This window comes from Roseibium sp. 10G30-5, from assembly GCF_055809635.1.
On the sequence record NZ_CM147918.1, the window covers coordinates 591,550 to 616,789 of the forward strand.

25 protein-coding genes and 2 pseudogenes are annotated in these 25,240 nt (G+C 58.1%); 10 read left to right on the forward strand and 17 right to left on the reverse strand.

Features of this window, described 5'->3' with window-relative positions; all coding sequences use genetic code 11:
* Nucleotides 1–43 precede the first annotated feature (43 nt).
* The 5 genes and pseudogenes from AC0L7U_RS02995 (at nucleotide 44) to AC0L7U_RS03015 (ending at nucleotide 5,410) form a co-directional block, all read left to right on the forward strand.
* On the forward strand, nucleotides 44–874 hold the full coding sequence (locus AC0L7U_RS02995) for an ABC transporter permease (protein WP_473693694.1): 831 nt from the start codon (nucleotides 44–46) through the stop codon (nucleotides 872–874).
* The gene (locus AC0L7U_RS03000) at nucleotides 871–1,653 is read left to right on the forward strand and encodes an ABC transporter permease (protein ID WP_473693696.1); all 783 of its coding nucleotides are present in this window, start codon (nucleotides 871–873) and stop codon (nucleotides 1,651–1,653) included. Before AC0L7U_RS02995 ends, AC0L7U_RS03000 begins: the two co-directional genes overlap by 4 nt.
* The gene (locus tag AC0L7U_RS03005) at nucleotides 1,646–2,671 is read left to right on the forward strand and encodes an ABC transporter ATP-binding protein (protein ID WP_473693698.1); all 1,026 of its coding nucleotides are present in this window, start codon (nucleotides 1,646–1,648) and stop codon (nucleotides 2,669–2,671) included. The genes AC0L7U_RS03000 and AC0L7U_RS03005 overlap by 8 nt, the downstream gene beginning before the upstream one ends.
* Nucleotides 2,668–3,602: pseudogene (locus AC0L7U_RS03010) on the forward strand (nucleoside hydrolase). Before AC0L7U_RS03005 ends, AC0L7U_RS03010 begins: the two are co-directional and overlap by 4 nt.
* Complete coding sequence (locus AC0L7U_RS03015) at nucleotides 3,599–5,410, forward strand: adenine deaminase (protein WP_473693700.1); 1,812 nt, start codon at nucleotides 3,599–3,601, stop codon at nucleotides 5,408–5,410. The pseudogene AC0L7U_RS03010 and the gene AC0L7U_RS03015 overlap by 4 nt, the downstream one beginning before the upstream one ends.
* Nucleotides 5,411–5,530: 120 nt before the next feature.
* On the opposite strand, the gene AC0L7U_RS03020 is transcribed toward AC0L7U_RS03015, so the two are convergent.
* The 11 genes and pseudogenes from AC0L7U_RS03020 to AC0L7U_RS03070 all read right to left on the reverse strand — a co-directional run bounded on the left by AC0L7U_RS03020 (nucleotide 5,531) and on the right by AC0L7U_RS03070 (nucleotide 15,379).
* Nucleotides 5,531–5,839 carry a hypothetical protein gene (locus tag AC0L7U_RS03020; protein ID WP_473693702.1) on the reverse strand — a complete coding sequence of 103 codons (309 nt, stop codon included), beginning with the start codon at nucleotides 5,837–5,839 and terminating at the stop codon, nucleotides 5,531–5,533.
* Nucleotides 5,836–7,500 (reverse strand): beta-galactosidase, encoded by a 1,665-nt coding sequence (locus AC0L7U_RS03025; RefSeq protein WP_473693704.1) that lies wholly within the window; start codon nucleotides 7,498–7,500, stop codon nucleotides 5,836–5,838. Before AC0L7U_RS03025 ends, AC0L7U_RS03020 begins: the two co-directional genes overlap by 4 nt.
* The gene (locus AC0L7U_RS03030) at nucleotides 7,497–8,360 is read right to left on the reverse strand and encodes an SMP-30/gluconolactonase/LRE family protein (RefSeq protein ID WP_473693706.1); all 864 of its coding nucleotides are present in this window, start codon (nucleotides 8,358–8,360) and stop codon (nucleotides 7,497–7,499) included. Before AC0L7U_RS03030 ends, AC0L7U_RS03025 begins: the two co-directional genes overlap by 4 nt.
* Nucleotides 8,357–8,962, reverse strand: a complete 606-nt coding sequence (locus tag AC0L7U_RS03035; RefSeq protein ID WP_473693707.1) for a 2-dehydro-3-deoxy-6-phosphogalactonate aldolase — start codon at nucleotides 8,960–8,962, stop codon at nucleotides 8,357–8,359. Before AC0L7U_RS03035 ends, AC0L7U_RS03030 begins: the two co-directional genes overlap by 4 nt.
* Nucleotides 8,959–9,720 carry a 2-dehydro-3-deoxygalactonokinase gene (locus AC0L7U_RS03040; protein WP_473693709.1) on the reverse strand — a complete coding sequence of 254 codons (762 nt, stop codon included), beginning with the start codon at nucleotides 9,718–9,720 and terminating at the stop codon, nucleotides 8,959–8,961. The genes AC0L7U_RS03035 and AC0L7U_RS03040 overlap by 4 nt, the downstream gene beginning before the upstream one ends.
* The gene (locus tag AC0L7U_RS03045; protein WP_473693711.1) at nucleotides 9,710–9,898 is read right to left on the reverse strand and encodes a 2-dehydro-3-deoxygalactonokinase; all 189 of its coding nucleotides are present in this window, start codon (nucleotides 9,896–9,898) and stop codon (nucleotides 9,710–9,712) included. The genes AC0L7U_RS03040 and AC0L7U_RS03045 overlap by 11 nt, the downstream gene beginning before the upstream one ends.
* A gap of 142 nt (nucleotides 9,899–10,040) precedes the next feature.
* A complete protein-coding gene (locus tag AC0L7U_RS03050) occupies nucleotides 10,041–10,298 on the reverse strand; it encodes a GH36 C-terminal domain-containing protein (protein ID WP_473693713.1) in 258 nt (85 codons plus the stop codon).
* On the reverse strand, nucleotides 10,225–12,159 hold the full coding sequence (locus AC0L7U_RS03055; protein ID WP_473693715.1) for an alpha-galactosidase: 1,935 nt from the start codon (nucleotides 12,157–12,159) through the stop codon (nucleotides 10,225–10,227). Before AC0L7U_RS03055 ends, AC0L7U_RS03050 begins: the two co-directional genes overlap by 74 nt.
* The gene (locus AC0L7U_RS03060; protein ID WP_473693717.1) at nucleotides 12,156–13,004 is read right to left on the reverse strand and encodes a carbohydrate ABC transporter permease; all 849 of its coding nucleotides are present in this window, start codon (nucleotides 13,002–13,004) and stop codon (nucleotides 12,156–12,158) included. Before AC0L7U_RS03060 ends, AC0L7U_RS03055 begins: the two co-directional genes overlap by 4 nt.
* Nucleotide 13,005: 1 nt before the next feature.
* A pseudogene (locus AC0L7U_RS03065) lies at nucleotides 13,006–13,914 on the reverse strand (carbohydrate ABC transporter permease).
* A gap of 415 nt (nucleotides 13,915–14,329) precedes the next feature.
* Nucleotides 14,330–15,379, reverse strand: coding sequence for an ABC transporter substrate-binding protein (locus AC0L7U_RS03070; RefSeq protein ID WP_473693719.1), 1,050 nt, complete (start codon nucleotides 15,377–15,379; stop codon nucleotides 14,330–14,332).
* A gap of 144 nt (nucleotides 15,380–15,523) precedes the next feature.
* Here AC0L7U_RS03070 and AC0L7U_RS03075 point away from each other — a divergent pair, with 144 nt between their 5' ends.
* Genes AC0L7U_RS03075 through AC0L7U_RS03085 form a run of 3 tightly spaced genes read left to right on the forward strand, consistent with a single transcriptional unit; the run spans nucleotide 15,524 to nucleotide 17,386 of the window.
* Nucleotides 15,524–15,757 (forward strand): helix-turn-helix domain-containing protein, encoded by a 234-nt coding sequence (locus AC0L7U_RS03075; RefSeq protein WP_473693721.1) that lies wholly within the window; start codon nucleotides 15,524–15,526, stop codon nucleotides 15,755–15,757.
* On the forward strand, nucleotides 15,699–16,331 hold the full coding sequence (locus tag AC0L7U_RS03080; RefSeq protein ID WP_473693723.1) for an IclR family transcriptional regulator: 633 nt from the start codon (nucleotides 15,699–15,701) through the stop codon (nucleotides 16,329–16,331). Before AC0L7U_RS03075 ends, AC0L7U_RS03080 begins: the two co-directional genes overlap by 59 nt.
* Nucleotides 16,332–16,348: 17 nt before the next feature.
* Nucleotides 16,349–17,386 (forward strand): ABC transporter ATP-binding protein, encoded by a 1,038-nt coding sequence (locus AC0L7U_RS03085; RefSeq protein ID WP_473693725.1) that lies wholly within the window; start codon nucleotides 16,349–16,351, stop codon nucleotides 17,384–17,386.
* A 123-nt stretch (nucleotides 17,387–17,509) separates the two neighbouring features.
* On the opposite strand, the gene AC0L7U_RS03090 is transcribed toward AC0L7U_RS03085, so the two are convergent.
* Nucleotides 17,510–17,968, reverse strand: coding sequence for an Lrp/AsnC family transcriptional regulator (locus tag AC0L7U_RS03090; protein ID WP_473693727.1), 459 nt, complete (start codon nucleotides 17,966–17,968; stop codon nucleotides 17,510–17,512).
* 158 nt (nucleotides 17,969–18,126) lie between these two features.
* Between AC0L7U_RS03090 and AC0L7U_RS03095 the strand changes: the two genes are divergently transcribed.
* Entirely contained in the window at nucleotides 18,127–19,146 is a 1,020-nt protein-coding gene (locus tag AC0L7U_RS03095; protein ID WP_473693729.1) for a 1-aminocyclopropane-1-carboxylate deaminase, read from the forward strand.
* A gap of 21 nt (nucleotides 19,147–19,167) precedes the next feature.
* Here the strand turns inward: AC0L7U_RS03095 and AC0L7U_RS03100 are convergent, their stop codons facing one another.
* The 3 genes from AC0L7U_RS03100 to AC0L7U_RS03110 form a co-directional block, all read right to left on the reverse strand.
* Complete coding sequence (locus tag AC0L7U_RS03100) at nucleotides 19,168–19,653, reverse strand: hypothetical protein (RefSeq protein WP_473693731.1); 486 nt, start codon at nucleotides 19,651–19,653, stop codon at nucleotides 19,168–19,170.
* 4 nt (nucleotides 19,654–19,657) lie between these two features.
* The gene (locus AC0L7U_RS03105; protein ID WP_473693733.1) at nucleotides 19,658–20,527 is read right to left on the reverse strand and encodes a radical SAM protein; all 870 of its coding nucleotides are present in this window, start codon (nucleotides 20,525–20,527) and stop codon (nucleotides 19,658–19,660) included.
* A 231-nt stretch (nucleotides 20,528–20,758) separates the two neighbouring features.
* Nucleotides 20,759–22,402, reverse strand: coding sequence for a flavin monoamine oxidase family protein (locus AC0L7U_RS03110; protein ID WP_473693735.1), 1,644 nt, complete (start codon nucleotides 22,400–22,402; stop codon nucleotides 20,759–20,761).
* Nucleotides 22,403–22,538: 136 nt separating this feature from the next.
* Here AC0L7U_RS03110 and AC0L7U_RS03115 point away from each other — a divergent pair, with 136 nt between their 5' ends.
* Nucleotides 22,539–23,312, forward strand: coding sequence for a carbon-nitrogen hydrolase family protein (locus AC0L7U_RS03115; protein ID WP_473693737.1), 774 nt, complete (start codon nucleotides 22,539–22,541; stop codon nucleotides 23,310–23,312).
* Between the two features lie 116 nt (nucleotides 23,313–23,428).
* Here AC0L7U_RS03115 and AC0L7U_RS03120 read toward each other — a convergent pair whose 3' ends face one another.
* Complete coding sequence (locus tag AC0L7U_RS03120; protein WP_473693739.1) at nucleotides 23,429–24,733, reverse strand: TRAP transporter large permease; 1,305 nt, start codon at nucleotides 24,731–24,733, stop codon at nucleotides 23,429–23,431.
* On the reverse strand, nucleotides 24,730–25,236 hold the full coding sequence (locus tag AC0L7U_RS03125; RefSeq protein WP_473693741.1) for a TRAP transporter small permease: 507 nt from the start codon (nucleotides 25,234–25,236) through the stop codon (nucleotides 24,730–24,732). The genes AC0L7U_RS03120 and AC0L7U_RS03125 overlap by 4 nt, the downstream gene beginning before the upstream one ends.
* Nucleotides 25,237–25,240 lie beyond the last annotated feature (4 nt).

Genomic DNA, 25,240 nt, shown 5'->3' on the forward strand with positions numbered 1-25,240 from the left:
TCTCGGCGCGTGCCGCCTGCCTGACAAAAGGCTTCCGAATATCATGTTCCAGAACCGGACAGAGGCGCTTGCTCTGGCGCTTCCCGGAGCATTGTTTGCAACCCTGATCTTTCTGGTTCCGGTGTGCATTCTGCTCTCTGAAAGCTTTCACTCCGGCGCGAGCTGGTCAGTTGGCGCCTATTTCGACTTCTTCTCCCACAGCCTGAACCGGACCGTCTTTCTGCGCACCTTGAAACTTGGCGCGCTGGTCACGGTAACATCGGCGGTGATCGGCTACGCCACGGCCTATGCAGTGATCAACCTGTCCCCCGCGGCCCGCGGCCGCATGACCGGCCTGATCGTCATGCCGTTGATGATTTCACCAGTTGCACGCACCTATGCCTGGATCGTCATTCTGGGACGGACAGGTATCGTCAACCGCTTCCTTGTCGATCTGGGCATTGCCGACAGTCCCGTCCGGTTTCTGTTCACCGAGACGGCTGTTTTCATCGGTCTGTTGCAGCTCTTTCTGCCATTGATGATCCTGTCGCTGATCAGCGCGCTGGAAAACATGCCACGGGATGCTGTGCCCGCGGCCCGCGTTCTGGGAGCCAACTGGTTTCAGGTGTTCTTCAAGGTCATTCTGCCGCTGACGACTGAGGGGCTGGTCGTCGGTGGCACCCTGGTATTCACCGGTGCCATGACGGCCTATATCACCCCTGCCATTCTTGGCGGATCAAAAGTCTTGATGCTGGAGACACTGCTCTATCAACGCGTCAATGTCTCCAATGACTTTGTCTCGGCAAGTGTCATTGCCATGATCCTCATCATCATGAGCTTTTCCGCCAATCTGCTGCTCAAGCGGCTGTCAACTGCGAGGAACACCAAACGATGACAGCCTCTCGCATCTATACCTGGGTCGTGCTGACGCTCGTCTCCCTGTTCCTCATGGGGCCGTTTCTGGTCATCGTGGCCGCCGCACTCAACAACGGACCAACGCTGGCGTTTCCACCGCAAGGGGTCTCGTTCAAATGGGTGATTAAGGTCTTCCAGATTGAGAGCTTCCGTACGAGCTTCGGTCTGTCGATGTTCCTAGCCGTGTTTGGCACACTTTCAGCCCTCGTGCTTGGTATCCCGGTTGCCTATGCACTGTCACGCTACCGTCTGCCCGGTGGCGAAGTCGTCCGCACCATCGTGTCGGCTCCAATCATCGTGCCCGGAATTATCGTTGGTCTGGCACTGATGCGCTACATGGTGACGCCGTTCAATGTCGGCGTGACGCTGGCGCTGTTCCTGACCCATACCGCGCTCATTTTGCCCTATGCGGTGCGTGTGGTCTCGGCCTCGCTCAACAATCTAAGATCGGATATGGAAGAGGCCGCCGTTCTGCTTGGCTGCTCGCGCGCCGGAGCCTTCTTCAGGGTGGTGCTGCCCAACATTCGTGGCGGCATTCTTGCCGCCTTCATCCTGGGATTTGTCACCTCGTTCAATCAGGTGCCGGTCTCCCTGTTCCTGTCGGGTCCGGGTGTCCAGACACTGCCCATCGACATGCTCTCCTATATGGAAATGAACTACGACCCCTCGATCGCGGCCCTCGCCGCATTGCTGGCGCTGATGTCCATCTCCATCGTCCTTCTAGCCGAACGCTTTCTGGGGTTCTCACGCTATGTCTGATCAGACTTTTCTCACCCTCAGCGATCTGACGCTTGCCTATGGTGCGACCGTTGCCGTCGACAAACTCAACCTCGAGATCCATCGTGGCGAACTGATCGCCCTGCTCGGTCCCTCGGGCTGTGGCAAGACGACCACCATGCGCGCCATCACCGGTCTGATGCGCCCTGCCGCAGGTCGCATTCTGCTCGACGGCGAAGACATCACCCACGTCGGCCCCAACAAGCGCGATGTCGGGCTTGTGTTCCAGTCCTACGCGCTGTTTCCGCATCTCAATGTTTTCGAAAATGTCGCCTTCGGCCTGCGTCTGCGCAAGACGCCAAAGGCCGAGTTGGACCGGCAAGTGCGCGATGCACTCGACATGGTCGGACTGGCCCATCTGTCGGACCGCAAACCGGCCAATCTGTCAGGCGGTCAACAGCAACGCGTCTCACTCGCCCGCTCGCTGGTCATGAACCCGAAGGTGCTGTTGCTTGACGAACCGCTGTCCAACCTGGATGCACGTCTGCGTTTGGAAATGCGCACCGAGTTGCAACGCCTGCAACGCGAGAGCGGCGTGACGATGATCTTCGTCACCCACGATCAGCAGGAAGCACTGGCCATGGCGGACCGAATCGTGGTCATGAAGGATGGCTTCATCGAGCAGATCGGCACGCCGGAAGACGTCTACAACGCGCCCGCCTCGCGCTTTGTCGCAGATTTCGTCGGCTTCGAAAATGTGTTCCTGCGCGATGGAGCGGGCTTGAAGACAGATCAGGGGCACGTGGCTTTGCGCGACGCGGTCCCGCAGGATGCCGAAGCCTTCGCGTGGCGACCGCACATGGTGCCCCTCGGCGATGGCCCCTTTGAGGGGACAATCGTCGGCGCCGCGTTTTCCGGGCAAGCACGCGAATATTTGCTCGAGACACCGCTTGGTCGCATCAAGGCGGATGAAAGTGCAGCCCTGCCCGCACGTGTGGCCGGCGACCGCATCCGTTTTGATCTTCCCATCACCAGCGCTGCTGCACTGGCGCGAGCATGACCGTTCAAACGCCATCCCTCTGGATAGACAGTGATCTGGGTTTCGATGACATTCTGGCCATCCGCATGGTGCAAAAGGCTGGTTTGAGGATCGACGGCCTGTCGCTGGTCTTCGGCAATGCTCCGCTTGAGCAAGTCTGTCGCAATGCTGCGGGCGCACACGCGCTGCTCGGGTGGGATATGCCTGTCTTCATCGGTGCGGAACGACCAATTATCGGCGCGCCGATCAGCGCTCAGCATATTCTGGGCGAGACCGGTATTCCGACGCGCGGACGAACCTTGCCGAAAACACTTCCGGCCACGGGCGACAACGCGCTGTCCGGCCTGTGTTCCTGGCTGGAGCGACAAGACACCGGCACAGCCCGCATTCTGGCGCTTGGACCCTTGACCAATCTGGCCATCCTGGCTTTGGCGCGGCCGGACCTGCTATCGCGCATCGGCGCAATTGTCTGGATGGGCGGGGGGCAACACGCGGCAACCAGACCGCGTCTGCCGAATTCAACGCGCTCGCAGACCCCGAAGCGATCGCCAGTCTTTTGGCACGTGGCGCGCACTTGCAGGTGGTGGATCTGGACTTGTGCCGTCAGGTGACAGTCACCCCGACTGACCTTCCCCAGCCGCAAACCGACATCGAAAGCCAGACGTTGGCCGATATGTTCGCAGGCTATGTCGACATCGCCACGCAACGTGGTCGCGACGCCATGGCCTTGTACGACCCTTGCGCCGCCGCCGCCGTTATTGATCCCGCTTGCGTCACCTTTGAAGAGCGGCATGTAACGGTCGAATTGGCGGGTGTCCATAGCCGTGGCCGCACCATCGTCAGCCCTGTCGGTCCGAACACCCCGGCCAACTGCCGGTGGGCGCAAACTGCCGATGCCGACCGCATCAAGAATTACGCGCTCAAAGCGCTTGAGAGAGACCCGAAGTCATGACGTCCCGCGCTTCAGAACCCGCCGACCTTGCCGACCCCACCCTGCGGGACCATGCCGTCGCTGCCGCACGAGGCGACCAGCCGTTTGACACACTGATATGTGGCGCGCGTATTCTTGACAGTATCACCGGCGAGACCCGTCCTGCTGATATTGGTCTCATCGGCGCGCTGATTGCCAGCGTACATGCGCCCGGCAGCCGTGACGACGCTGAAGCACATATCGACGCGTCTGACCTGATTGCCACCCCCGGTCTCATCGACACGCACATGCACGTCGAGAGTTCCATGATCACCCCCGTCACCTATACAAACGCCGTCTTGCCACGCGGTGTTACCACCGTGGTGTGGGACCCGCATGAGTTCGCCAATGTGCACGGCCTTGGCGGAATGGACTGGGCCTGCAATGCCGTTCAGGATCTGCCCTTGCGTACGCTTGTTCTCGCCCCCTCCTGCGTGCCTTCCGCACCTGGACTTGAGCGGGCTGGCGCAGATTTTGGCGGCAAAGAACTGGAGCAGTTGCTGGCTCACCCGCAGATTGTCGGCGTGGCAGAAGTCATGAACATGGCCGGGGTTATTCAGCGCGAACCGCGCATGAGCGACGTGGTGCAGGCAGGCCTTGCCAGTGGCAAGCTGATCTGTGGTCACGCTCGCAGTCTGGAGGGCGCGGATCTGAATGCCTTCATGGCCGCTGGTGTTTCCTCCGATCATGAGTTGACCTCCGCTGATGACCTGATGACAAAGCTGCGCGCCGGACTGACCATCGAGCTGCGCGGTTCGCATGACTATTTGTTGCCCGATTTTGTCACTGCACTTAACAAACTCGGACACCTGCCTTCGACCCTCACAATTTGTACGGATGATGTGTTTCCGGACGATTTGTTGAGCGGTGGCGGGCTGGATGACGTGGTGCGTCGTCTCGTGCGCTATGGCATGCCTGCTGAATGGGCGATCCGGGCGGCCACCTTGAATGCGGCTGCGCGCCTTGGCCGTCCCGATCTGGGCATTCTTGGGACTGGACGCCGTGCAGATATTTCCTTCTTCAGAGAGACCACCGAGTTCGATTGCGCCATGGTTATCGCCAACGGGCAGCTTGTGGCCCAAGATGGCGAGATGCTGGCCCCGGTCGCGGAAGCCCCGTCGCAGGTTCTGCAAGGCTCCGTCAAAGTGGCAGCAACGCTGACCGCAGACGACTTCCGGGTCAGCCACACCGCGCCTGATGACACCCGTGTTGAGGTGGCCACCATTGACCGGCCACGCTTTACCCGCTGGCGTCGCGCCGTGACAACGGTAAAGAACAATCTTGTCGTTGCTCCGAAGGGCGCCACACGCGTCAGTCTCATCCATCGCCACGGACTGGCGCCTGCCGTGCCTGCAACCGGCTATCTCACCGAATGGGGTGACTGGGACGGGGCTTATTGTGCCACGGTCTCGCACGACAGCCACAACGTAGCTGTTTTCGGGGGCAATGAAGAGGATATGGCGATTGCCGCCAATCACGTCATTGCCCACCAAGGCGGCATGGCCGTTGTCCACCGGGGCGAAGTGATCGCGTTTCTGGCGTTGCCGCTGTCGGGATTGGTCAGCGATGCGCCCCTTGCCGAGGTTGCCGCCCAGTTTTCTGCGGTACGTGCAGCCATGGACAAGGTGGTGGAGTGGCAACCACCCTATTTGATGTTCAAAGCCTGTTTCGGGGCCAATCTGGCCTGCAACAAAGGCCCCCATCAAACGGATATGGGCATTGCCGACACCCGGTTTTCGCACCCTCTCACAACGCCCGTACTAGCGCTCAGGTCAACAACTGCCAGATGAAGATGGCTTCGCCGATCTGCCCTGAACGGCCCGAGTAAAACCACACGCCCCGCAAATAACAAGAGGCCGCCCGATCAGATCAGGCGGCCTCTTTTCGGCAAACCTCTATTTCAGGCCGTGTCAGGCGAGATAAACGCCCGGCCCTTCGATCTCCCATCCGTTATACGTGATGGAGTGTGCCGAATAATTGGTGTAAATCACACGGTCGCCAAGCGTACGACGGCGCAGGCCTTCAGGCATGTCCTCGGTCACAACGGAACGAACAGCGCAAGCGCCGCGCAGGATGCGATCAAACAACTTTTCATCCGGCCAGCCCGCGACATACTGCAAGGTGCCACCAGCGGCGGTTCGCGTCTCAAGCACCGCCGCCTGTCCTGTAGTCGTGGTCAGAGATGCCACCCCGGCGTCTGAGTCTGCATCTGCGCTCAAATCCATATGCTCGAACCAGTGTCGAAATGCTCCCCGCCTGCCACGTCAACCTGAACCGTAGGCGGAATGCTCTCCACCAGCGACACCACCGCGTCAATGCCCGGCAGGCCGGGTGGTAATGGCAGGGTGATGGCGAAGTTCTCGGTCTTGCTGTTGGTGCGTGGACCCAGAATCGCAGTGCCTTCAAAGGCATCAAGAGCCGCCTTGAGATTAACTCCAAGCTGCATCAGTCCTAGCACAAGCACAATCTTATAAGCTGTCAGATCCGTGGTATCCGGAGGCAGAATATCGACCGAGAGGCCAAATTTGCGCAACGCCCGGTATGTCTCGAAGGTCAGCCGGAAATAGTCAAAGTCCACCCCTTGTGGCTGCACATCCCAAGCCCAGGCACTTTCGTAGTCAAACACCAGTGCGACGGGAGCTGTCCCAATATCCTTGGGGTCGGGCAGATCCGCCTCGGCCAATTCACGGGCAACGATTTCAGCTTCGCGCAACCCCGGCGCCGGTGCACTATCTGGCCGCAAAAGGCCTGCATGTTGCTGCTCCTGGGCAAAGTCGGCCTGACGCCAGCGGAAATAGCAGACAGCTTCAGCGCCATGCGCCATAGCTTCCCACGTCCACACGCGCACCATGCCCGGCAGCGGTGCCGGATTGTAAGGAGCCCAGTTCACCGGCCCCGGCTGCTGTTCAATGATCCACCAGCGCCCCTTCCCGACGGCACGATAAATATCGTGGTGAAAGGCTTGCAGATCCGGGTCGCCTTGCCGCAGATACTTGGCCTTGTGTTCGTCCGTCGCCTCCACCCGATCAGACAGAAAGCCGATCGGATAGCTGTCCCAGGTAGCGATATCGAGATCCGCTCCTACCTTGAAATGATCGAACGCCGTCTCGCGCCCCATGTAGTTGTGCAACAGCGGCACATCCGAATGCGCACGTAAAATATCCGTCTGCGCCTTGTTGAAGCGCACCACCTGATCCGAACTGAAGCGACGAAAATCCAGCGAATGGATCGGACTCGGTTCCGTCACCGTCAGATTGGGCAAGTTGATCTCGTCAAAACCCGCATAATCCATCGACCAGAAAACATTGCGCCAAGCCTCGTTCAGCGCATCGATGCTGCCGTAACGGGCTTCCAACCAACCACGAAACGCCTTCGTCGCCGCAGCAGACCACGACACGACTGTATCGTGGCAGCCATATTCATTGTCCATCTGCCATGCCACGACATACGGATTGCGCCCATACCGCTCGGCCAGAATACGCGTGATCCGACGCGCTTCATCCAGATAGCCTTCGTGAGAGAAGCAATAATGACGTCGTGAGCCGAACCCACGCACATGGCCACTCTCATCGAGTGCGAACATATCCGGGTGCTTATCGACCATCCAACGTGGCGGCGTAGCCGTTGGCGTTCCCAGAACGACGTCCAGTCCCGCCTTGCCCAACACGTCGATGGCTCGATCAAGCCAATCGAAGGTGAACACATCCGGACGCGGCTCCAACCGCGACCAGGCGAATTCACCGATGCGTACCAGCGTGATGCCTGCCTTTTTCATCCGGCAGGCATCTTCTGCCCACACATCTTCCGACCAATGTTCGGGATAATAGCAAACGCCCAACTTCTGCGATGTCCTTTGGGAAGACGTCTGTCCTGCGCTCATAGAATAACCCTGTGTTCAGCCTGCCCCTTGCCCGCATCAGCCACGGCAAAGACACAGCCATTGCCCGGCTCTGCCGCCAGAACTTCGGCGCTCAAACCTTCACACGCCGTGGTAACGAACAATGTCGTGAGATCTGATCCACCGAAACCTGGACAACTTGCATGGTGACCGCCAACCGGCACGCTTTTGATCAGATGACCGTCTGGCGCATAGCAAGCCACGCGCGATGCGCCCCACTGGGCATTCCACAGGTTCCCCTGCGCATCGACAACAGCCCCATCCGGGCCCCAGCTTTCCGCCGACGCATCCAGAAACTCCTCCGGTTCGCCAGTCGGAAATCCGCTCACGCCATCAAGCGCCACCCGGTAGATCTTCCCGATCTTGGTATCAGCGAAATAGGCACACGTCCGATCCGGCGCAAAGGAAATCGCATTGGTAATGGTGATCTTGGGGAACAGGACATGCAGTTCGCCCTGATAATAGCGATAGATCGTGCCCGCTTCGGACTGCGCCTGAAGACCCATGGTCCCAATCCAGAAGCCGCCCCAAGGATCAGCGCGGCCATCGTTGGAGCGCGTGATAGCGTTGTCTGCCTCAAGATCACACACATGCACCTGCTCACCGGTGTCGACATCAAAGGTGAACAAGGCACGGGCAGAGGCGATCAGCAGTCGTGTCTCGTCAACCCATCCCGCGGCCGAGACATAGGTGTCGAATTGATGCTCGCCAGTGCGCGCTTCGCTCTTCCACAACAGCTTGTGACCAAGAATATCAAACCAGAACAATTCCTTGCGCAAGGGATGCCACAGCACTCCCTCGCCCAACTCGCACACGCGTGCATCATAAGGCGTCTGGCTCATGACACCGCTCCATCATAGGTCTCGACCATGGTGCGGGCGATGGTGGCAACTTCATCCACCGAGCGGCCCGGTTTGTAGAGCGCAGAGCCAATACCAAAGCCATTGGCTCCGGCCTTCAACCACTCGCCAAAGTTATCGGGGCCAGCCCCTCCGACCATGAAGATCTGCGTTTCCTTTGGCAACACGGCCCGGATAGCTTTGAGGCCGTCCATGCCCAGATTGCCCGCCGGAAAGATCTTCAATCCATCTGCCCCGGCCTTGAGCGCGCCAAAACATTCTGTCGGCGTCAACACACCCGGCCAACTTTGCAGCCCGAGCAGCTTGGTCTGGCGGATCACATCAACATCCATATTGGGCGATACAACAAGCTTGCCACCAGCATCCCGCAGACGCACCACATCTTCCGCACATAGCACCGTTCCCGCACCGATCAATGCCCGCTCGCCGCAGGCCTTGACCATGCGGGCAATGCTGTCAAACGGGTCTGGAGAATTCAACGGCACTTCAATCCGGTCGATGCCAGCTTCGATCAGCACTTCGGCCATCGGCACGGCCTCTGCTGGCGTCAAGCCCCGCAGGATAGCAATCAACGATCTGCTCATGAGATGTCCTCCCTCAGATTTTCATGGGCGGCAATCAGGCCTGCCCGCGTCATGTCATTGCCCGGCATCACGACTGCCCGGCTGCCATTGGCATTCAGGACGTGCTCATAGAGCGCACTCAAATTGCCGGCACCGATCAACACAACTTCCCGGTTTTCCCAGTATCCGCGTGTGGCTGCCAGTTCCGCGCCAATCAACAGGCCTGACAGGCGGCTTCGTGCCTGACCGTGCCCGACGGTTGTCAGGAGGCCTTGCGAACGCACAGAAAACAAGGCCGTCGACAGAAGCGCGGGCTCCTTGAGGGTGCTCCCGGCAGCCTCTTCAAACGTGGCTTGATCAAAGCCATCATCGGCGACGGAATGGCGCAACACCGTGTGCTCGCCCAGACAGGCGAACAATTCGCCCGTCATCACCGTGCGAAAGGCTGCAATACGCCCCTTGGCAATATCCACCCACTTGGTATGAGTGCCCGGCAGACACAGTGCCCCTTCATATTCAGGACGGTTTTTCAGAAAACCGGCGATCTGGGTTTCCTCACCGCGCATGACATCAGGCGGCGACGCCTGACTGATGCTCGGAATAATAAGAACCCGCAACCTTGCGTCACCGGTCGGCGCTTGCACAAGTCCCTCCATCGCAGGCACGGCCGGCGTTTGAACATAGGGAGCCTCGATCCAGCCCTGCCGTGACCCGGCCATGCCACAGACGATAGCCAGCACCGGATCAGGTCCCTCGGCTTCGTTTAGCTCAGGGATCAACGAGCGCCGAAAACACGGTGGCGAAATCACTGGCAGAGATCTGCCCCATTCCGGCATCTGACGTTGCTTCAGCCAGCACCTCGTCGGCAGCTCCCATTGCCCAGGCCCGCAAATGCGAGGTGCCCCAGTCCACAGCGATCCATTTGAGTTTTTTAGTTTGCTCATTTTCGGTTCCCACCCAACCTCACGTCATTGCACAGGTCTTGCGTCTTGTCGTTCGTGACGACAGGAAACATCAACGTGGCGGCGGATGTCTCTCATTGGTTCACGACAGGATCATCGCGTGTCTCGTCCAGGCGACAGGATGCCTCTCGCCTTCATCAAAGTTTTACCCCATCCAGAACATGCATCTCTCCCGGGAAGGACCATGGCAAGGTCACCCCCATGCGCATCAAAGTCTTGCCGGTGACCCCCAACGGCCCCTGCTTTAACGCGGGCGCGCCATGCGACAGGCCGGGCAATTGGTCACGCGTGCACAAATCAACCCGGTAACGTGCAGCCGGGTCAAGTCCGGTCAGTCTCAGCGGGCGTGGCAGGATCTGGGTAGAAACCGCTGCCTTGGCCTGCAAAAACGACAAAGCGACTGCCATCCTCAGCGATATGCTGTTCTGCCAGAAGCGCTGCGTCCTGCGTGTCCAGCCGGTAAATGCCCGCCGACAGAAGCCAATCACGATTGCGCTTCCACCAGCCTGTCACCGACGTCAACACGGCGGCTTCATCGTCCGTCAACTCGCGCGGGTCCATCTCGAACCCCATGTGACGGCTTGCCGCGACCCAAGCACGAAACGACATCGACAGCACCCGGCCCGAGGTATGACACACCCTTGGGCCAACATGGCTGCCAGTGACAGTTGCCGGCAGAAAACGGGCAGCTTCATACTGAATGCGTAAACGCTCCAACGCATCATTGCTGTCAGATAACCAAACTCGTCCGCACCGCTCCAGAATGCCGAAATCGATCCGCCCCCCGCCCGACGCACAACTCTCGAATTCGACTGCCGGAAATGCCTGTGTCAACCGGTCAAAAAGCGCCCATGTGCCGCGCGTCTGCGCTGCGTCCGGCCCGCTCGGCAACATGCGATTGTGATCCCACTTCACGTAATCGATTGGATGAGCTAACAGGAGAGCCGTCACACAATCGAACAGATGGTCGCGCACATCCTCGCGTGAAAGATCCAGAACAAGCTGATTGCGGCCGCGCACCTGTTCAGCCGGACCAAGCACCCACTCTGGATACTGACGGAACAGATCACTGTCCTCATTGATCATTTCCGGCTCGAACCAAAGCCCGAAGCGCATCCCCAAGCCAGTCACATGATCAATCAACGGGGTCAAACCATCAGGATACTTCTTCGGATCAACACGCCAGTCTCCCAGAGACGTGGTGTCGTCATTGCGATCCATGAACCAGCCATCATCAAGGACGAAGCGTTCCGCCCCAAGAGCCTTGGCGCGCTCTGCAATCTCCTTCAGGGCCGGAATATCATGATCAAAATAGATCGCCTCCCAACAGTTGTAATGCACCGGGCGATCGCTGGCCGAGATCACCTTGGGCGCAATATGGCGGGCCAGATGCGTCTGGAAGGCAACCGAACAGCCATTCTCACCGCTTTCGCTGTAGGCAAGATAGAGCTTTGCCGTCTCAAACTGAGTACCGCTGTCCAGCTCTCCGCCAAAGGCATTGCCGAACTGCACTTGACGACGCCCATCCGGCAATTCTTCGGCCACCATGCGATGTCCCCCCGACCAGCCATAATGCAGGGCGTGACATTCGCCTGCCGTGTTGCGCGTACCTTGAGCAGGCAGGATCAGACCGGGGAAATATTCGTGGCCGGTGCGGCCGGTGCGGTTGTCACGCAGCCGTGCACCCGCCCTCCAGGGCGTCGTCACGGGCAGAAATTCTCCGCACCACCGGCCAGAAAAATCAACCATCTCAGTTGCGGTTTGCGGCCCCGGCAAAACCGGCGCGGCCAGCCAGTCCAGCCAGATCGGCACCTCGGCAGCAACAAACGCCTGCGCCACGATCAGATCACTGTCGGCTTGCGTGGAGAAGATCGCCCGATAGGTCAGACCATGACCGGCATCAGTATAGGTCAACTCCAGACGGGTCGGCGTGCTGAGACTGTCGGTCAGCCGCCAGTCCGGCGTGACAGACCGTGCATCAGACCCGCGCAGCACAATTCCCGGATGGCCGGGAAACGTGGTCGCGCTTGTCGGACAGATAGACAAGGGCGGCTGTTGGTCAAGACTGCCGCCAGTACGGTCTGCCTCCCCCATACGTGCCAATGTCTCCAGATCTTCTCCGGCAGGCAACGAAGCGCCCCAATGGATCACCTCTGCCATCGCCTCGCCCCGCGCGCAGACGACAAGCGTCTGCACGGCAGTGTCGAGACGCCAGCACGCAAGGCTCTGTGCTGTGTGTCGGGTCGCCACCATCATTTCACCGCCCCAAGCGTGAGACCGGCAATGAAGTGCTTCTGCATCAGGAAGAACATGGCAACCGGCGGCAGAGCGGCCACGATTGCCCCCGCACTCATCAGATTATAAGCCGCCTGATACTGCGCGTTGAAGCTGGTGATGCCTGCGGTTACCGGCTGTGAGCCAGCGCCTTGGGTCAGGACGATGGCCCAGAAGTAGTCGTTCCATACGAAGGTGAAGACCAGCACCGAGAGAGCGGCAATAGCCGGACGCACGAGAGGCAGCACGACGTACCAGAAGATTCGCCATTCGGCGACACCTTCGACCCGCGCCGCTTCGATCAAAGCCTTGGGCAGCGCCTTGATGAAGTTGCGCATGAACAGCGTACAAAAGCCGGTCTGAAAGGCGATGTGAAACAGAATCAGACCCAGCTTGTGATCATAAAGCCCCATGCCGATCGTCAGATTGCGCACTGGCACCATCAGGATCTGATAGGGCACAAAGTTGCCCGCGATGAATACGAAGAAGATGAACAGGTTGCCCTTGAAGCGATAGATGCCCAGCGCAAAACCGGTCATGCACGACAGAATGATGGATCCTGCCACCGCTGGAATCGTGATGATCAACGAGTTGAGCAAATAGCGCGGCATCTGGCTGTGAAAGAACACCTTGCCATAATTCACGAAGCCTTCGAAGGTCGACGGCATGCCCCAATAATTGCCCTGAGCAAAATCACTGTCCGGTTTGACCGAGAACAGCGCCACTGCAATCAGTGGCGCAAGCCACAGCAACAGCGCAACCGGCAACATCGCCTGATAGGAATAGCGCCAGGTGGCTGAAGATTTTTCAATAGGTTTCGGAAACATCTCAATGTCCCCTTTCGTCTTTGTACATCGACCACAGGAAATAGGCGATGAACAGCAGCATGATCAGGAAGAGAACAACGGCAATGGCGGCGCCGTAGCCCATCTGGAAGCCGTATTCAGACAAGGATTTCTCGAACATGTAGAACGACAGAACACGCGTCGAGCCAAAGGGCCCACCGCCGGTCATGATCGAAATCAAGTCGAACGAGCGCAGCGCGCCGATGATCGTCACGACGAAGGCGATGAAGGTTGCGGGCTTAAGCTGCGGCAGGATGACATACCACATCATCTTGAGACCCTTGGCACCATCAAGGCGCGCGGCCTCCACCTGTTCGGGATCAACCGCATTGAGGCCCGTCAGATATAAGATCATGCAATAGGCGGTCTGTGGCCAGAGGCCCGCAGCAATCACGCCATAGGTGGCATAATTTGGGTTGCCGAGAATATTCAGCGGCCCCAGCCCGATCCAGCTCAACATCTCGTTCAGCAAGCCATAGGACGGCGCATAGAACCAAGGTGAAGACAAGACCAACCACGACCTGTGAAATCACGAAAGGAAAAAAGAACAGCGACTTGTAAAGCCGGATTCCTGTCACCGTTTGGTTGAGAAACAACGCGATAGCCAGCCCGGCCGGGATCGACAAAAGATAGAGAACCAGCCACTTGACGTTATTCCAGAGCGACACCTGAAGGCTGGGTCATGATAGAGCTTGGCGTAATTTCCCATGCCCACGTAGGTGGCCTTGCCCAGCCCATCCCATTTGTAAAACGAGATGTCGAAGCTCTGAAGCACCGGGTAGATAACGTAGACAATAAAGAACACCACCCCGGGCAGCAAAAAGAGCAAGGGCGTGATGGTCTGGCTATTGCGCCGAAACCAACTCGGTCCGGCAACAGTGGCGGCTGTCATTCGCCGACCCTCCTGATTTTGGAAACACATGACCATGAAGCCTGCCCCTGCGTTCAAGCGAAGCAGCGGATTACCATTCTGGCGGGAACGGTCAGACCTTCTGGCAAGAAAGACAAGTGCGACATACGGGACGATGAACTGAGGCATTGAACCGACCGCAGACGCGCCGCGGCCGGTTCTGTTTCAATCGAATGTGTCGCGCTTAGTAGACGGACTTGCGAGCACTTTCGAGCTGCTGAATGACCTGATCTTCGTAGTCCGGGTTGTACATGAACTGCTGGAAACCATCCATGCCAGCCTTGGCCATCTGTGCCGGGAAGTCCCGGTCAAAGAACTGGGCCAGACCGTCGCAGGCGCATCGTTGCTGAGCATCTCGAAACCCTGCTTCAGGAACTTGTCGTCCCCGACCTTGGCTTCAGAGTTGATCGGCAACTGACCCAGATGATCGGAATCGTTGATGATCGTCTGGTTGTCGGCAGAGGCCACGAACAGCCAGGAATGCACGGGCATTCTTCTTGTTCTTCGCCTTGGCCGGGATGATGAAGGCATCAGTCGGTGCATCTTCAGCCATCTTGACGTCCGGATTGATCTTCGGGAACTGGTAGAAGCCGATCTGATCTTCCTTGAGCCCGCCCTGACGCATCAGCGGCACGGCAAAGTTGCCCATCAGATATTCAGCGGCCTTGCCCTGCACAAAGAACGGCATGGCTTCCTGCCAGGAATAAGACTGGCTGTTGTCGATGAAAGCGCCCATTTTGATGAGCTTGGCCCAGTTGTCGAACACCTTCTTGACGCGCGGATCGGTCCACGGGATCTTGCCCTGTGCAAGCTGCATGTGGAAGTCGTAGCCGTTGGTGCGCAGGTCGATGTAATCGAACCAGCCAGCAGCCGGCCAAGGAGCTTTGGTGCCGATGGCATAGCACTTGACATCATTGGCAAGCAGCTTCTTGCAGTTGGCAATTTCTTCATCAAAGGTCTTGGGAACTTCCAGCCCGTACTTCTTGAAGATGTCGGCACGGTAGTACAGCCCCCAAGGATAATAGGAATAAGGCACGGCATACTGCTTGCCGTTCATCGTCACCGCACCGCGTGTCGACTTCAGGTCGTTCTTGAATTCCGGCGTATCCCAGAGATCGGAAATATCGTCGAACAGCCCCGCCTCAACGAAGGGGCGCATCCGGTTGGCCGGATACCAGTTGGCCACATCCGGCGCATCAGCGGTCAGGAAGTTGCGGATCTGCGTCTTGTAGGCTTCACGATCCATGATGTTGGTCGTGATCTTCAGATCAGGGTTCTTCTTCTGGAAACGGGCAATCATGTCCGTCATCGTCTGGCGCGGTGCCGGATCGGACGAGTCCATGTAGATCTTCAGATCGCCTGTCAGACCATCAGCCCAAGCGGGGCTTGCGAGTAAAGCACCTGCAACTGCCAGACCGGCAACCGAGGCTTTCATAAATGAACGCATTCTTTCCTCCCAATGCATCGACAATCAAGCTGGTTTCACATAATGAAACTTGATTTCGCATATTGATATATAAAATCAGAGGAACTATCATTGTCAACACTTCCTCTTCGGCTGGAGAGGACAAATTGCAGGGAGGACTGACATATGAGCGACCGCAGGACCGGAGACGGGACTGTTGGTAAAGCATTGGATGCGCTTGATCTTGTCGCATCATTCGGCCGGCCTGTTCGCTTTGCGGAAATTCAGGCAAGAAGCCCCTACCCCAAGGCCACGCTTTACAGACTGATTCAGACCCTCACCAACCAGAGTATGTTGGCGCATGATTCTGCACACCGGCACCTATTCGCCCGGCGTCCGGCTTGTGCGACTGGCACATAATGCCTGGCAGCAAAGCTCTCTGGCCCCGATCGCCCGTCCTTTTATTGACGATCTGTCACACGAACTCGGCCAGACGATCCACCTGGCGCAGCTTGACGGCGGTCAGGTGCTTTACGTCGACAAGCGCAATGCGCGCCAGCCCGTGCAGATGTACTCTCAGGCCGGCAAGGTTGGACCGGCCTATTGCACAGGCGTTGGCAAGGCCATGTTGGCTTTTCTGCCGGAGAATCAGTTGCAGACCGTGCTCAACCAGCAAAGCTTTCACCGCTTCACCGCCGCGACGCTGAAGGATCGCGATGCGCTGCAACGCGAGCTGGAAGATATTCGCGCCGAAGGCCTCGCCTATGACCGTGAAGAGCATGAACATGGCATCATTTGCGTAGCTGCACCCATCCTGACCGACGCCACCCATATTCTGGGTGCCATGTCGATCACCGGCAGCAAGCTGACAACCTCGCTTGAGGAACTGAAAAAATACGGACCGCGGCTCCGCCAGACCGCGCATGAAATAGCCCGACAGGCGGAAAATTGGCGTTTTCCCGACCAGCGCCCCGCCCAACACCCTACCCTTTGAAATCGGAAGCTTGAGACATGAGTGAACTAAAGCTGGAGAAGGTCGTCAAACGCTATGGCGATGTGCAAGTCATTCACGGCATCGACCTGGACATCAAGGACGGCGAATTCTGCGTGTTCGTCGGCCCCTCCGGGTGTGGCAAGTCCACCCTCCTGCGCATGATTGCCGGCCTCGAGGAAACCACCGAAGGCGCCATCGCCATCGGCGCCAAGGACGTGACGCGCGCAGAGCCTGCCGACCGCGGCATCGCCATGGTGTTTCAGACCTACGCGCTCTACCCGCATATGACGGTGGAAGAGAACATGGGCTTCGGCCTCAAGATGAACAAGCACCCCAAGGCCGAGATCAAGACCAAGGTGGATGCCGCCGCCGCGATTCTGAAGCTTGAACCTTACCTGAAGCGTCGCCCAAAAGCCCTTTCCGGTGGTCAGCGCCAGCGTGTTGCCATCGGGCGCGCCATTGTTCGCGGACCGGAAGTCTTTTTGTTCGATGAACCACTGTCGAACCTGGATGCCGAACTGCGCGTCGAAATGCGTGTTGAAATCGCCCGCCTGCACAAGGAAATCGGGGCGACCATGGTCTATGTGACACATGATCAGGTGGAAGCCATGACGCTTGCCGACAAGATTGTCGTGCTGCGCGCTGGCAATATCGAACAGGTCGGTGCGCCACTGGATCTCTACCGCGATCCCGACAACCGCTTTGTTGCAGGCTTCATCGGCTCGCCTGCCATGAACTTCGTCGAAGGCACCGTGCGCAACGGCACCCTGGACGTTCCCGTCCTCGGCAAGTCCGACGCCACCATGTCGGTGACCAATGTCCCCCCAGAAGGCTCCAAGGTCATCGTTGGCATTCGTCCCAAGCACCTCGCCCTCGACCATGCGGCGACCACACATTCGGTCGATATTTCAGAAGCCCTTGGCGGTATCAGCTATATCTACCTGAACGCGCCAACGGGCGAGCGCCTGACCATCGAAAGCGGCGATGATGAAGTGTTGAAGCCTGAGCACTCCGATCGGCCTCACCTTCAACGACAAAGACATCATGCTGTTTGATCCGGAAACGGAAAAGCGCATTCGTTGATCACAGAAGATCTCCTCAGACAATACAAACGGCGCGGATCACTTGATGATTCACGCCGTTTATATTTATAGCTCTTGCGCTGCCTGAGCGCTCCCTCAAAACGGCAATGGTGCGCCGTTCTTGACTTCCTTCATCACGAAGAAGGTGCGCGTCTGGCGTACACCGGGCAGTGCGATCAGCTTCTTGCCATGCAGACGATTGAAAGCCTCCATGTCTTTTACGCGGATTTTCAGCAAGTAGTCGAAATCGCCTGCCACCAGATTGCAGTCCAGCACCTCCGGCAGCGCGCTGACCGCCTCTTCGAACGCGCCGAAACTCTCCGGCGTCGAACGATCCAGCACCACACCAACCATGACCAGTGCTCCAAGCCCGACACAGGTTGGCTCGACCTGCGCCTGAACCTGCCGGATAGCCCCCTGCTCAAACAGCCGTTGGGTGCGTCGATGACACGTCGCAGCCGAGATATTAAGGCTGGCCGCCAAATCTGCATTGGACAGACGGCCATCACCCTGCAAGGCCCGCAAAAGATTGAGATCGATCTTGTCGAGATCCATTGATGAAAGATTCTTCCATTAAATTCGCATCAGACATCTTATATACGCCTTATGTGACAATATGATGCGCCGATCATGAAAAAATCATATGCATATTAGAGAGCACCTTTCGGCCTCTCTTGCCTAGACTGTGAGCGACACCACCAAAAGGAAATTTCATGTCGCTTCTCAGCAAATTCGAACGCACCCCGCTGACCTTCGGCCCAACGCCCATCGAGCATTTGCCGCGCCTGACTGAAGCGCTTGGCAACAACGTACAAATCTATGCCAAGCGTGACGATTGCAATTCCGGTCTTGCCATGGGCGGCAACAAGCTGCGCAAGCTTGAGTATATTCTACCCGACGCCATTGCCAGCGGAGCCGACACGCTTGTTTCCATTGGCGGGGTCCAGTCCAATCACACCCGTCAGGTGGCCGCCGCAGCCGCGAAGCTCGGTATGAAATGCGTCGTCGTCCAGGAAAACTGGGTGCCGCATTACGATGCTGTGTACGATCGCGTCGGCAACATCCAGATGACACGGTTGATGGGCGCCGACAGCCGTCTGGTGGAAGACGGCTTCGACATTGGCATTCGTCAAAGCTGGCAGGACGCCATTCAGTCGGTCAAGGAAGCGGGCGGCACGCCCTATCCGATCCCGGCAGGTGCCTCGGTGCACAAATATGGCGGACTGGGATACGTCGGCTTTGCAGAGGAAGTTGCCGCTCAGGAAACCGACCTTGGGTTCAAATTCGACTATATCATCGTCTGTGTCGTCACCGGCTCAACACAAGGTGGCATGATCGTCGGCTTTGCCGCACAGGACCGCGCCGACCGTGTCATCGGCATTGATGCCTCCGGCACACCCGAGCAGACGCGAGCGCAGGTGCGCCAGATTGTCGACCAGACCGCCTCGGTCGTGGAGCTAGGTCGTATGGTTCGCGACGACGAAATCGTCATCCTGGAAGATTACGCCTATCCCGCCTACGGTGTGCCTTCAGAAGAAACCAATGCAGCCATCCGATTGGCAGCCCGCACCGAGGCCATGATCACCGATCCAGTCTATGAGGGTAAATCCATGCAAGGCCTGATCGACCTGACCCGGAAGGGCTTCTTCCCTGAAGGATCACGCATTCTTTATGCCCACCTTGGCGGTGCGCCTGCTCTCAACGGTTACAGCTATCACTACAAGGATGGCTGAACCGCGTGACGACTAAGGCTGTCAGACAGCAACCGAGTGACGCTTAACCAGCGCCACATCGGGTTGCAGGTAGGCATCAAAGGCGGCGGCCACCAGACGAACATAGGGCCGCCCCCTCTCTGTCACCTGAAGATGCTCGTCAGCCACATGCACCAGACCATCGTCTTCAAGCTCTTCCAGTCTCAGCATCGACCCGGCAAGTACACTCGCAGGCGCGCCGAAAGTTGCCCTGACCTGGCGCAGATCACAGGCGTGAGCGGTCATGACATCTTCAATGATCCGACCTCGCATCAGGTCATCTCGGCTCAAAGGCAGTCCACGCGCAACCGGCAGGGCGCCCGCCTCTACCGCCCGGCGCCAGCCCGCCACATCACTGATATTTTGTACATAGCCGCGCGACAAACGGCCGATGGACGAACATCCCAGGCCAATCAGTTCCTGCCCCTGATCCGTCGTGTAACCTTGAAAATTGCGGTGAAGATCGCCCTCGTTCAGGGCAATCGCCATGCTGTCATCCGGCACTGGCGAAGTGATCGAGACCAATCTGGCAGTACCCGGCCTCAACCAGCGCGGTACGTCCGGCCTCCGAGATGGCAAGCCGCGCTTTCGCATCAGGCAACAGCGTTTCGTCAATCAGCTTTTGATGCGCCTTCATCCAGGGGACATGCGCATAGCCAAAAAAGGCAATGCGCCCCGGCTTCAACGCCACGCTCTCGGCAATGCTGTCGAGAACCGTCTCGACACTTTGACCCGGCAGGCCATACATCAGGTCAAAATTCAGATCAGTGACCCCGGCATCCTGCAGCAGATCAACAGCGCGCTCGACCACCGTAAGCGGCTGCACCCGTCCGATAAGCATCTGCACCTGCGGGTTGAGATCCTGCACGCCAAGACTTGCGCGCGTGACGCCGATATCCTTCAGCGTTGCGACAAGCTGCGGCGTCACGTACCGCGGATCAAGTTCGATGGCATGTTCCAGATCAGGCGCAAACGCGAAAGCGGCCTGCAATGCATCCACCAGATCGCGGAAGCACTGCGTTGGCAACAGCCCCGGCGTACCACCTCCCCAATGGATATGCCGTACCGGTCCGGCTTGCCCAATCTGCTGTGCCACCAGTGCAATCTCCGCCTGCAAGGTAGCAGCATAACGCTGCAAGGGCTGGTCCTGTCGTGTGGCCTTCGTCGTACAGCCGCAGTAATGGCAAAGATCCCGGCAAAACGGCACATGCAGATACAACGACAGGCTGTCCGCCGCAGACAGGGACTGCAACCACTCGCCATAAGTCTGCGACGTCACGCTATCAGAAAAATGCGGCGCCGTTGGATAGCTGGTGTAGCGCGGAACCTTGCGCAAAGCATAGGAAAGCGGAAGCCTGGACATGAAGCACACCCGTGTTGATCTGGACATCACGAAAGCAAGGCCAGCACCCCGGAGGACTGTCGCGCCTGCCCCCTCTCCGATAAATCCAGAGCGTGAGCGTGATCAACGGTGCATTCCGTCGCACCCCGCGCGCGCCGAATTCCAGGAAGCAACAAAAGGCAGAAACCATGGGGTTACGGCAAAACCTCACGCAGCGCGACCGATTGTCCCAAGGCACGGATAACAGGCGCGTCAGTCCAGCGGGATAGGTCCGATCTCGTCATAAAGATCGCCCGGCCCCGGATTATTCGCAGAACTCGTCCCGCCAAAATGGGCCATCACCCCCCACACGGCATTGAGCGCAGATTGCACCGCGCCTTCCACCCATGCGGGTGTCCAGCTGACGCCATCCCCAGCCAGAAAAATGCCTTGCTCCCGCGATGGCATATCTCTTTGCACGAAATGTCGGAACATGCGCAGATTGTAGCGATAATGACCTGGCAAGGCGCCCTTGAACGCTCCGAGAAAGTTCTCGTCCGCCTCCCAACTGACGCAAATTGGATTGCCGCGAATATGGCTGGCAATATCCACTTTTGGATAGATCTGCTTCAAAGCCGACAGGGCCAGTTCAACGCGTTTTTCCGCCGAATGCGGCAAAACCTTCAGCGCGTCCGTCATCCAGGAATAAGACAGGCAGATCGCTGCGGGACGATCCGGGCCGTAATCAAAGAAATAGGTGCCGCGCGTAATACGATCAGTCAGCGTCATGCACATCTGCGGCAGCCCCGTCTCAGGATCTTCATCCTTCCAGAACGGTCGATCCACCATTACAAAGGTCTTGGCCGCCTGCATATAGCGGGTCCGGTCCAGCGCCATCCAGAGTTTCTGATCGAACAAAGCTTCATCGGTTTCAATGGATGTAGTCAGAAGATGGCTTTGGCAGGTCACCAGAACCGCCTCATACAGATCCTTGCGGCCCCAGCAGTCCGTCACCGCGATCTGATCCTCATCCTCGCGCCAGATCTTTACCGCACGACCACGCGTTGCCCCGCCGTTAAGACTGGACAGGGTCGTGCCCTCCGGCCAATAGGCGCAGTGCGCAGTCTGTCGCCACAAACGGTGCAACACCTGTGACACGCCACCTTTGACATAGCGCTGGTGGTCATCCAGTTCGCACAGATTGACACGCAGGATTTCGAGCATGGAATTGGGAAAATCACTGTCCCAGCCGCCCGTACCAAAGCCAACCTGACCGAAAATTTCGCGGTGGCGGTAGCTCAATTTCTGAAAAGCATCCGAGGCGACGATGAAATCATAGAAGGTCCGTTCATCCCAGGCATGAACAATCGGGTTCCAAAGCTCCTTGATCCGCTTTGCGTCCTTGGTCCGGATCGCATCTTGCAGGGCCGAAAAGTTGGCCCCTTCCTCCAATGCTTCTGCATAGGCGCGCGCGACCTCCTGATAGATCTCCGGCAGATCTTCGGCACTTTGCGCAAAATGCGTCTCGCTCTCCAGATCAATCGCGGTCCAGCCCGCCGCCTTGGTCAGCGGATTGGGAAAGGGCTCAGTCTCTGCCCCGACCAGATCGACATAATGATAAAACGCCCGACCAGAGACGGGAAACCGCATTCCGCCCAGTTCGGCAATCACATCTTTGGTGCCCTCGAAGGTTTCCGAACGCAGCCGCCCCCCAAATTTACCGGCTTCATACAGCACCGGTCGCAGGCCCAGCTTCATCAGCTCGTGCCCCGCCACCACACCGGCAGCCCCCGCCCCGATGACGGCCACCTGCTTGCCATGACTGTCAGCGGGAATGCTCCCAAGCCCCTGCGAATGATCCAGCCAATCGTCATAGGCAAAGGGGAAGTCAGGACCAAAGGCAGTCATCTGTGTCATAGCGGCTCTCCCGGCGACAGAAATTACTCATACATATCAAAGACCGGGCAAATGTCGTCAGCACCAGCCCGGTTGATGTTGGATCACCCTATGAGCTATGGCATTGTCTGGCCAGATGCCCAGTGGGAGACCCGGTTTGAAACTCGCTCTTTATCAAGGACTGCCGGCGAATGGAAACATCAACGGCATGTTTGCCCGGCTTGAACGGTATCTGACGGCCGCAGCGGCGGCAGGTGCTGATATGCTGGTATGTCCCGAGTTGCTGCTGCCCGGCTATAACCGACCGGACCTGCACAGATCTCTGGCGCAGGATCTGAACGGCGTATGGATGGACACCCTGCGCAAACTGACTGCGGCGACCGGCTGCGGTCTGACGTTGGGCTGGGCAGAACGTGTCGGTGAGACGCTGTATAATTCGGCGTCAGCTTTCGCTGCAAACGGCACTCTTCTGGCACATTATCGCAAGATCCAGCTTTATGGTCCGCTGGAAAAGGCTGTCTTTCAGCCTGACGATGTGCCGCCTCCCATTTTTGACTTCAAACAGCGCAAGGTCGGCCTTCTGGTCTGTTACGACGTGGAATTTCCGGGTCACTCTGCCGCACTGGCTGCGCGTGGGGCAGACATCATTCTGGTGCCCACGGCCAATCCCAAAGGTTTTGAACACGTTCAGGGAACACTGGTTCCTGCACGCGCCCATGAAAACGCCGTGACCATTGTGTACGCCAATTATTGCGGTAACGAAGCGCATCTCGAATTCGGTGGATTGTCGCTGATGGCAGGACCCGATGCCTCCATTCTGGCGCAGGCCGGCACCACAGAGACGCTGCTGATCACGGATGTGCCTGCCAACGCCAGCTATCCAACTGACAGAATGTCTCTGCTGGCCAGCGAATACCGACCTATTTCCTGACGGCGAGCCCCGTCAGTCACCCCACCACACCATAGATCTTGCAAAAAGGGCCATGACATTGCTGCCACGGCCCTCTTCTTATTTCGGTTCGCCCAACAACCAGACAGACGCCTTGGCTAATTGAACATGGTGTTGGGGATCAGCAATGCGATTTGCGGAAAGGCAATGATCAGAAGCAGGCCGACGATCATCGCCAGCAGAAACGGCATCACCCCACGAAAGACACTGGCCATAGGCACATTGTCGGCAACGCCCTTGACGACAAATACGTTCAGTCCGACCGGAGGTGTGATCATGCCCATTTCAATGACGATCACTGCCACAACACCGAACCAGATCGGGTCAAACCCAACCTGCTGGATAACGGGAAACACGATGGGGATCGTCACCACAAGCATCGACAGGCCATCGAGGAACATGCCAAGCACGATATAGGCGGCAATGATCACCGCCAGCGTGCCATAAGGCCCAAGTCCCATACCAACAAGCGACTGTCCCAGTGTTTCCGGAATGTGGGTCACCGCCAGAAACGGGTTCAACACATTGGCCCCGATCACGATCATATAGAGCATGGCGGAGGTCTTGATGGTCTCCAGAACTGCATCCCGAAACTGCGCAAAGCCGATGGCGCGCATGGCAAAGGCCAGCAGAATAACGAGGCCAGCGCCAATCGCAGAGGCTTCCACAGGCGTGAAGACCCCCACGTAGATGCCACCAATCGACAGTACGATGATGACCATAAGAGGCAGCGCCCGTAGAAGAACGCGAAACCTTTGGCGCATAGGCACGATTTCGCCGCGCGGCCCGGCCTCTGGGGTGCGCAGGCTGATCAGCCAAACCGTCAGGATAAACAGGCCCATCAGCAGAGCACCGGGCAGAATGCCGGCCATAAACAGGCGCCCGACCGATTCCTGCGTCAAAATTGCATAAAGAACGAAACCGGTGGAGGGCGGGATCAGAAATCCAAGTGTGCCGCCAGCAGCAATTGCCCCCGTCGACAAGCTGTCACCATAGCCCAGACGCTTCATTTCTGGCAAAGCCACTTTGCCGATGGTCACCGCAGTCGCCACCGACGACCCTGAAACGGCCGAGAACACCGCACAGCCGAGAATGGAGGCAGAGGCCAGACCGCCGCGAAACCGCCCCACCCAGGCGAAGGCCGCATCATAAAGCCCCCGCGAAAAGCCTGCCGCCGACGAGATATTGCCCAAAAGAATGAACATCGGCACGACGATGAGAGAATAGCTGGAAACCGCCGAATAGCTTTCTGTCAGCACGACGCCGCCTGCCGCACGGCCCCCTTCCAGAATCCACAAGCCGAAATACCCGACCACCAGCATAGCAAACGCCACTGGCGTGCGTAGGATCATCAACAGAAACAGGACTGCAATACCAATCAACCCGATGGAAATTGTTGTCATGGCTGCGCCCCTGGATGACGAAAGAGAACAAGAATCTGCACGGCGAGCACGAGAATGCACAGCGACATGCCCAACGTTACAAATCCGTAAAATGGCCAAAGCGGCAGGTTGAGCATGTTGGTTGCATCTCCCCACTCATGCGCATCCAGTGCCTTGTCAAACGAGCGCTGAACCAGCACGGCCAGAACCACTGCGGACAGCACGCGAGACAGGATATCACCAAAGAAACGCCCCCAACGGCCAATGAAGCCATCCAGAACATCAACACGCACATGGCCTTCGCGCGCCGTGCAATAGGGCAAGGCAAGCATGACAACGGCCACTGAACTCAGCTGCACGATCTCGTTGATGCCCAGGATGGGCGCACCGAACAAATAGCGCGAGATCACGCCGACAAAGATCAGGGCCAGCGTCAGAACCAGAAACAGACCGGCAAACGTCGCCAGTGCGAGGGAGGCCCGGTTGAACCATGTCAACCAGGCCGGTGTTTTGTCCGAGATCATGAAA

Coding starts and splice junctions, on each gene's coding strand:
- AC0L7U_RS02995 (WP_473693694.1), top strand. CDS start 44: ATGTTCCAGAACCGGACAGAGGCGCTTGCTCTGGCGCTTCCCGGAGCA.
- AC0L7U_RS03000 (WP_473693696.1), top strand. CDS start 871: ATGACAGCCTCTCGCATCTATACCTGGGTCGTGCTGACGCTCGTCTCC.
- AC0L7U_RS03005 (WP_473693698.1), top strand. CDS start 1,646: ATGTCTGATCAGACTTTTCTCACCCTCAGCGATCTGACGCTTGCCTAT.
- AC0L7U_RS03015 (WP_473693700.1), top strand. CDS start 3,599: ATGACGTCCCGCGCTTCAGAACCCGCCGACCTTGCCGACCCCACCCTG.
- AC0L7U_RS03025 (WP_473693704.1), bottom strand. CDS start 7,500: ATGAGCGCAGGACAGACGTCTTCCCAAAGGACATCGCAGAAGTTGGGC.
- AC0L7U_RS03030 (WP_473693706.1), bottom strand. CDS start 8,360: ATGAGCCAGACGCCTTATGATGCACGCGTGTGCGAGTTGGGCGAGGGA.
- AC0L7U_RS03035 (WP_473693707.1), bottom strand. CDS start 8,962: ATGAGCAGATCGTTGATTGCTATCCTGCGGGGCTTGACGCCAGCAGAG.
- AC0L7U_RS03055 (WP_473693715.1), bottom strand. CDS start 12,159: ATGATGGTGGCGACCCGACACACAGCACAGAGCCTTGCGTGCTGGCGT.
- AC0L7U_RS03060 (WP_473693717.1), bottom strand. CDS start 13,004: ATGTTTCCGAAACCTATTGAAAAATCTTCAGCCACCTGGCGCTATTCC.
- AC0L7U_RS03070 (WP_473693719.1), bottom strand. CDS start 15,379: ATGCGTTCATTTATGAAAGCCTCGGTTGCCGGTCTGGCAGTTGCAGGT.
- AC0L7U_RS03075 (WP_473693721.1), top strand. CDS start 15,524: ATGAGCGACCGCAGGACCGGAGACGGGACTGTTGGTAAAGCATTGGAT.
- AC0L7U_RS03080 (WP_473693723.1), top strand. CDS start 15,699: ATGATTCTGCACACCGGCACCTATTCGCCCGGCGTCCGGCTTGTGCGA.
- AC0L7U_RS03085 (WP_473693725.1), top strand. CDS start 16,349: ATGAGTGAACTAAAGCTGGAGAAGGTCGTCAAACGCTATGGCGATGTG.
- AC0L7U_RS03090 (WP_473693727.1), bottom strand. CDS start 17,968: ATGGATCTCGACAAGATCGATCTCAATCTTTTGCGGGCCTTGCAGGGT.
- AC0L7U_RS03095 (WP_473693729.1), top strand. CDS start 18,127: ATGTCGCTTCTCAGCAAATTCGAACGCACCCCGCTGACCTTCGGCCCA.
- AC0L7U_RS03100 (WP_473693731.1), bottom strand. CDS start 19,653: ATGGCGATTGCCCTGAACGAGGGCGATCTTCACCGCAATTTTCAAGGT.
- AC0L7U_RS03105 (WP_473693733.1), bottom strand. CDS start 20,527: ATGTCCAGGCTTCCGCTTTCCTATGCTTTGCGCAAGGTTCCGCGCTAC.
- AC0L7U_RS03110 (WP_473693735.1), bottom strand. CDS start 22,402: ATGACACAGATGACTGCCTTTGGTCCTGACTTCCCCTTTGCCTATGAC.
- AC0L7U_RS03120 (WP_473693739.1), bottom strand. CDS start 24,733: ATGACAACAATTTCCATCGGGTTGATTGGTATTGCAGTCCTGTTTCTG.
- AC0L7U_RS03125 (WP_473693741.1), bottom strand. CDS start 25,236: ATGATCTCGGACAAAACACCGGCCTGGTTGACATGGTTCAACCGGGCC.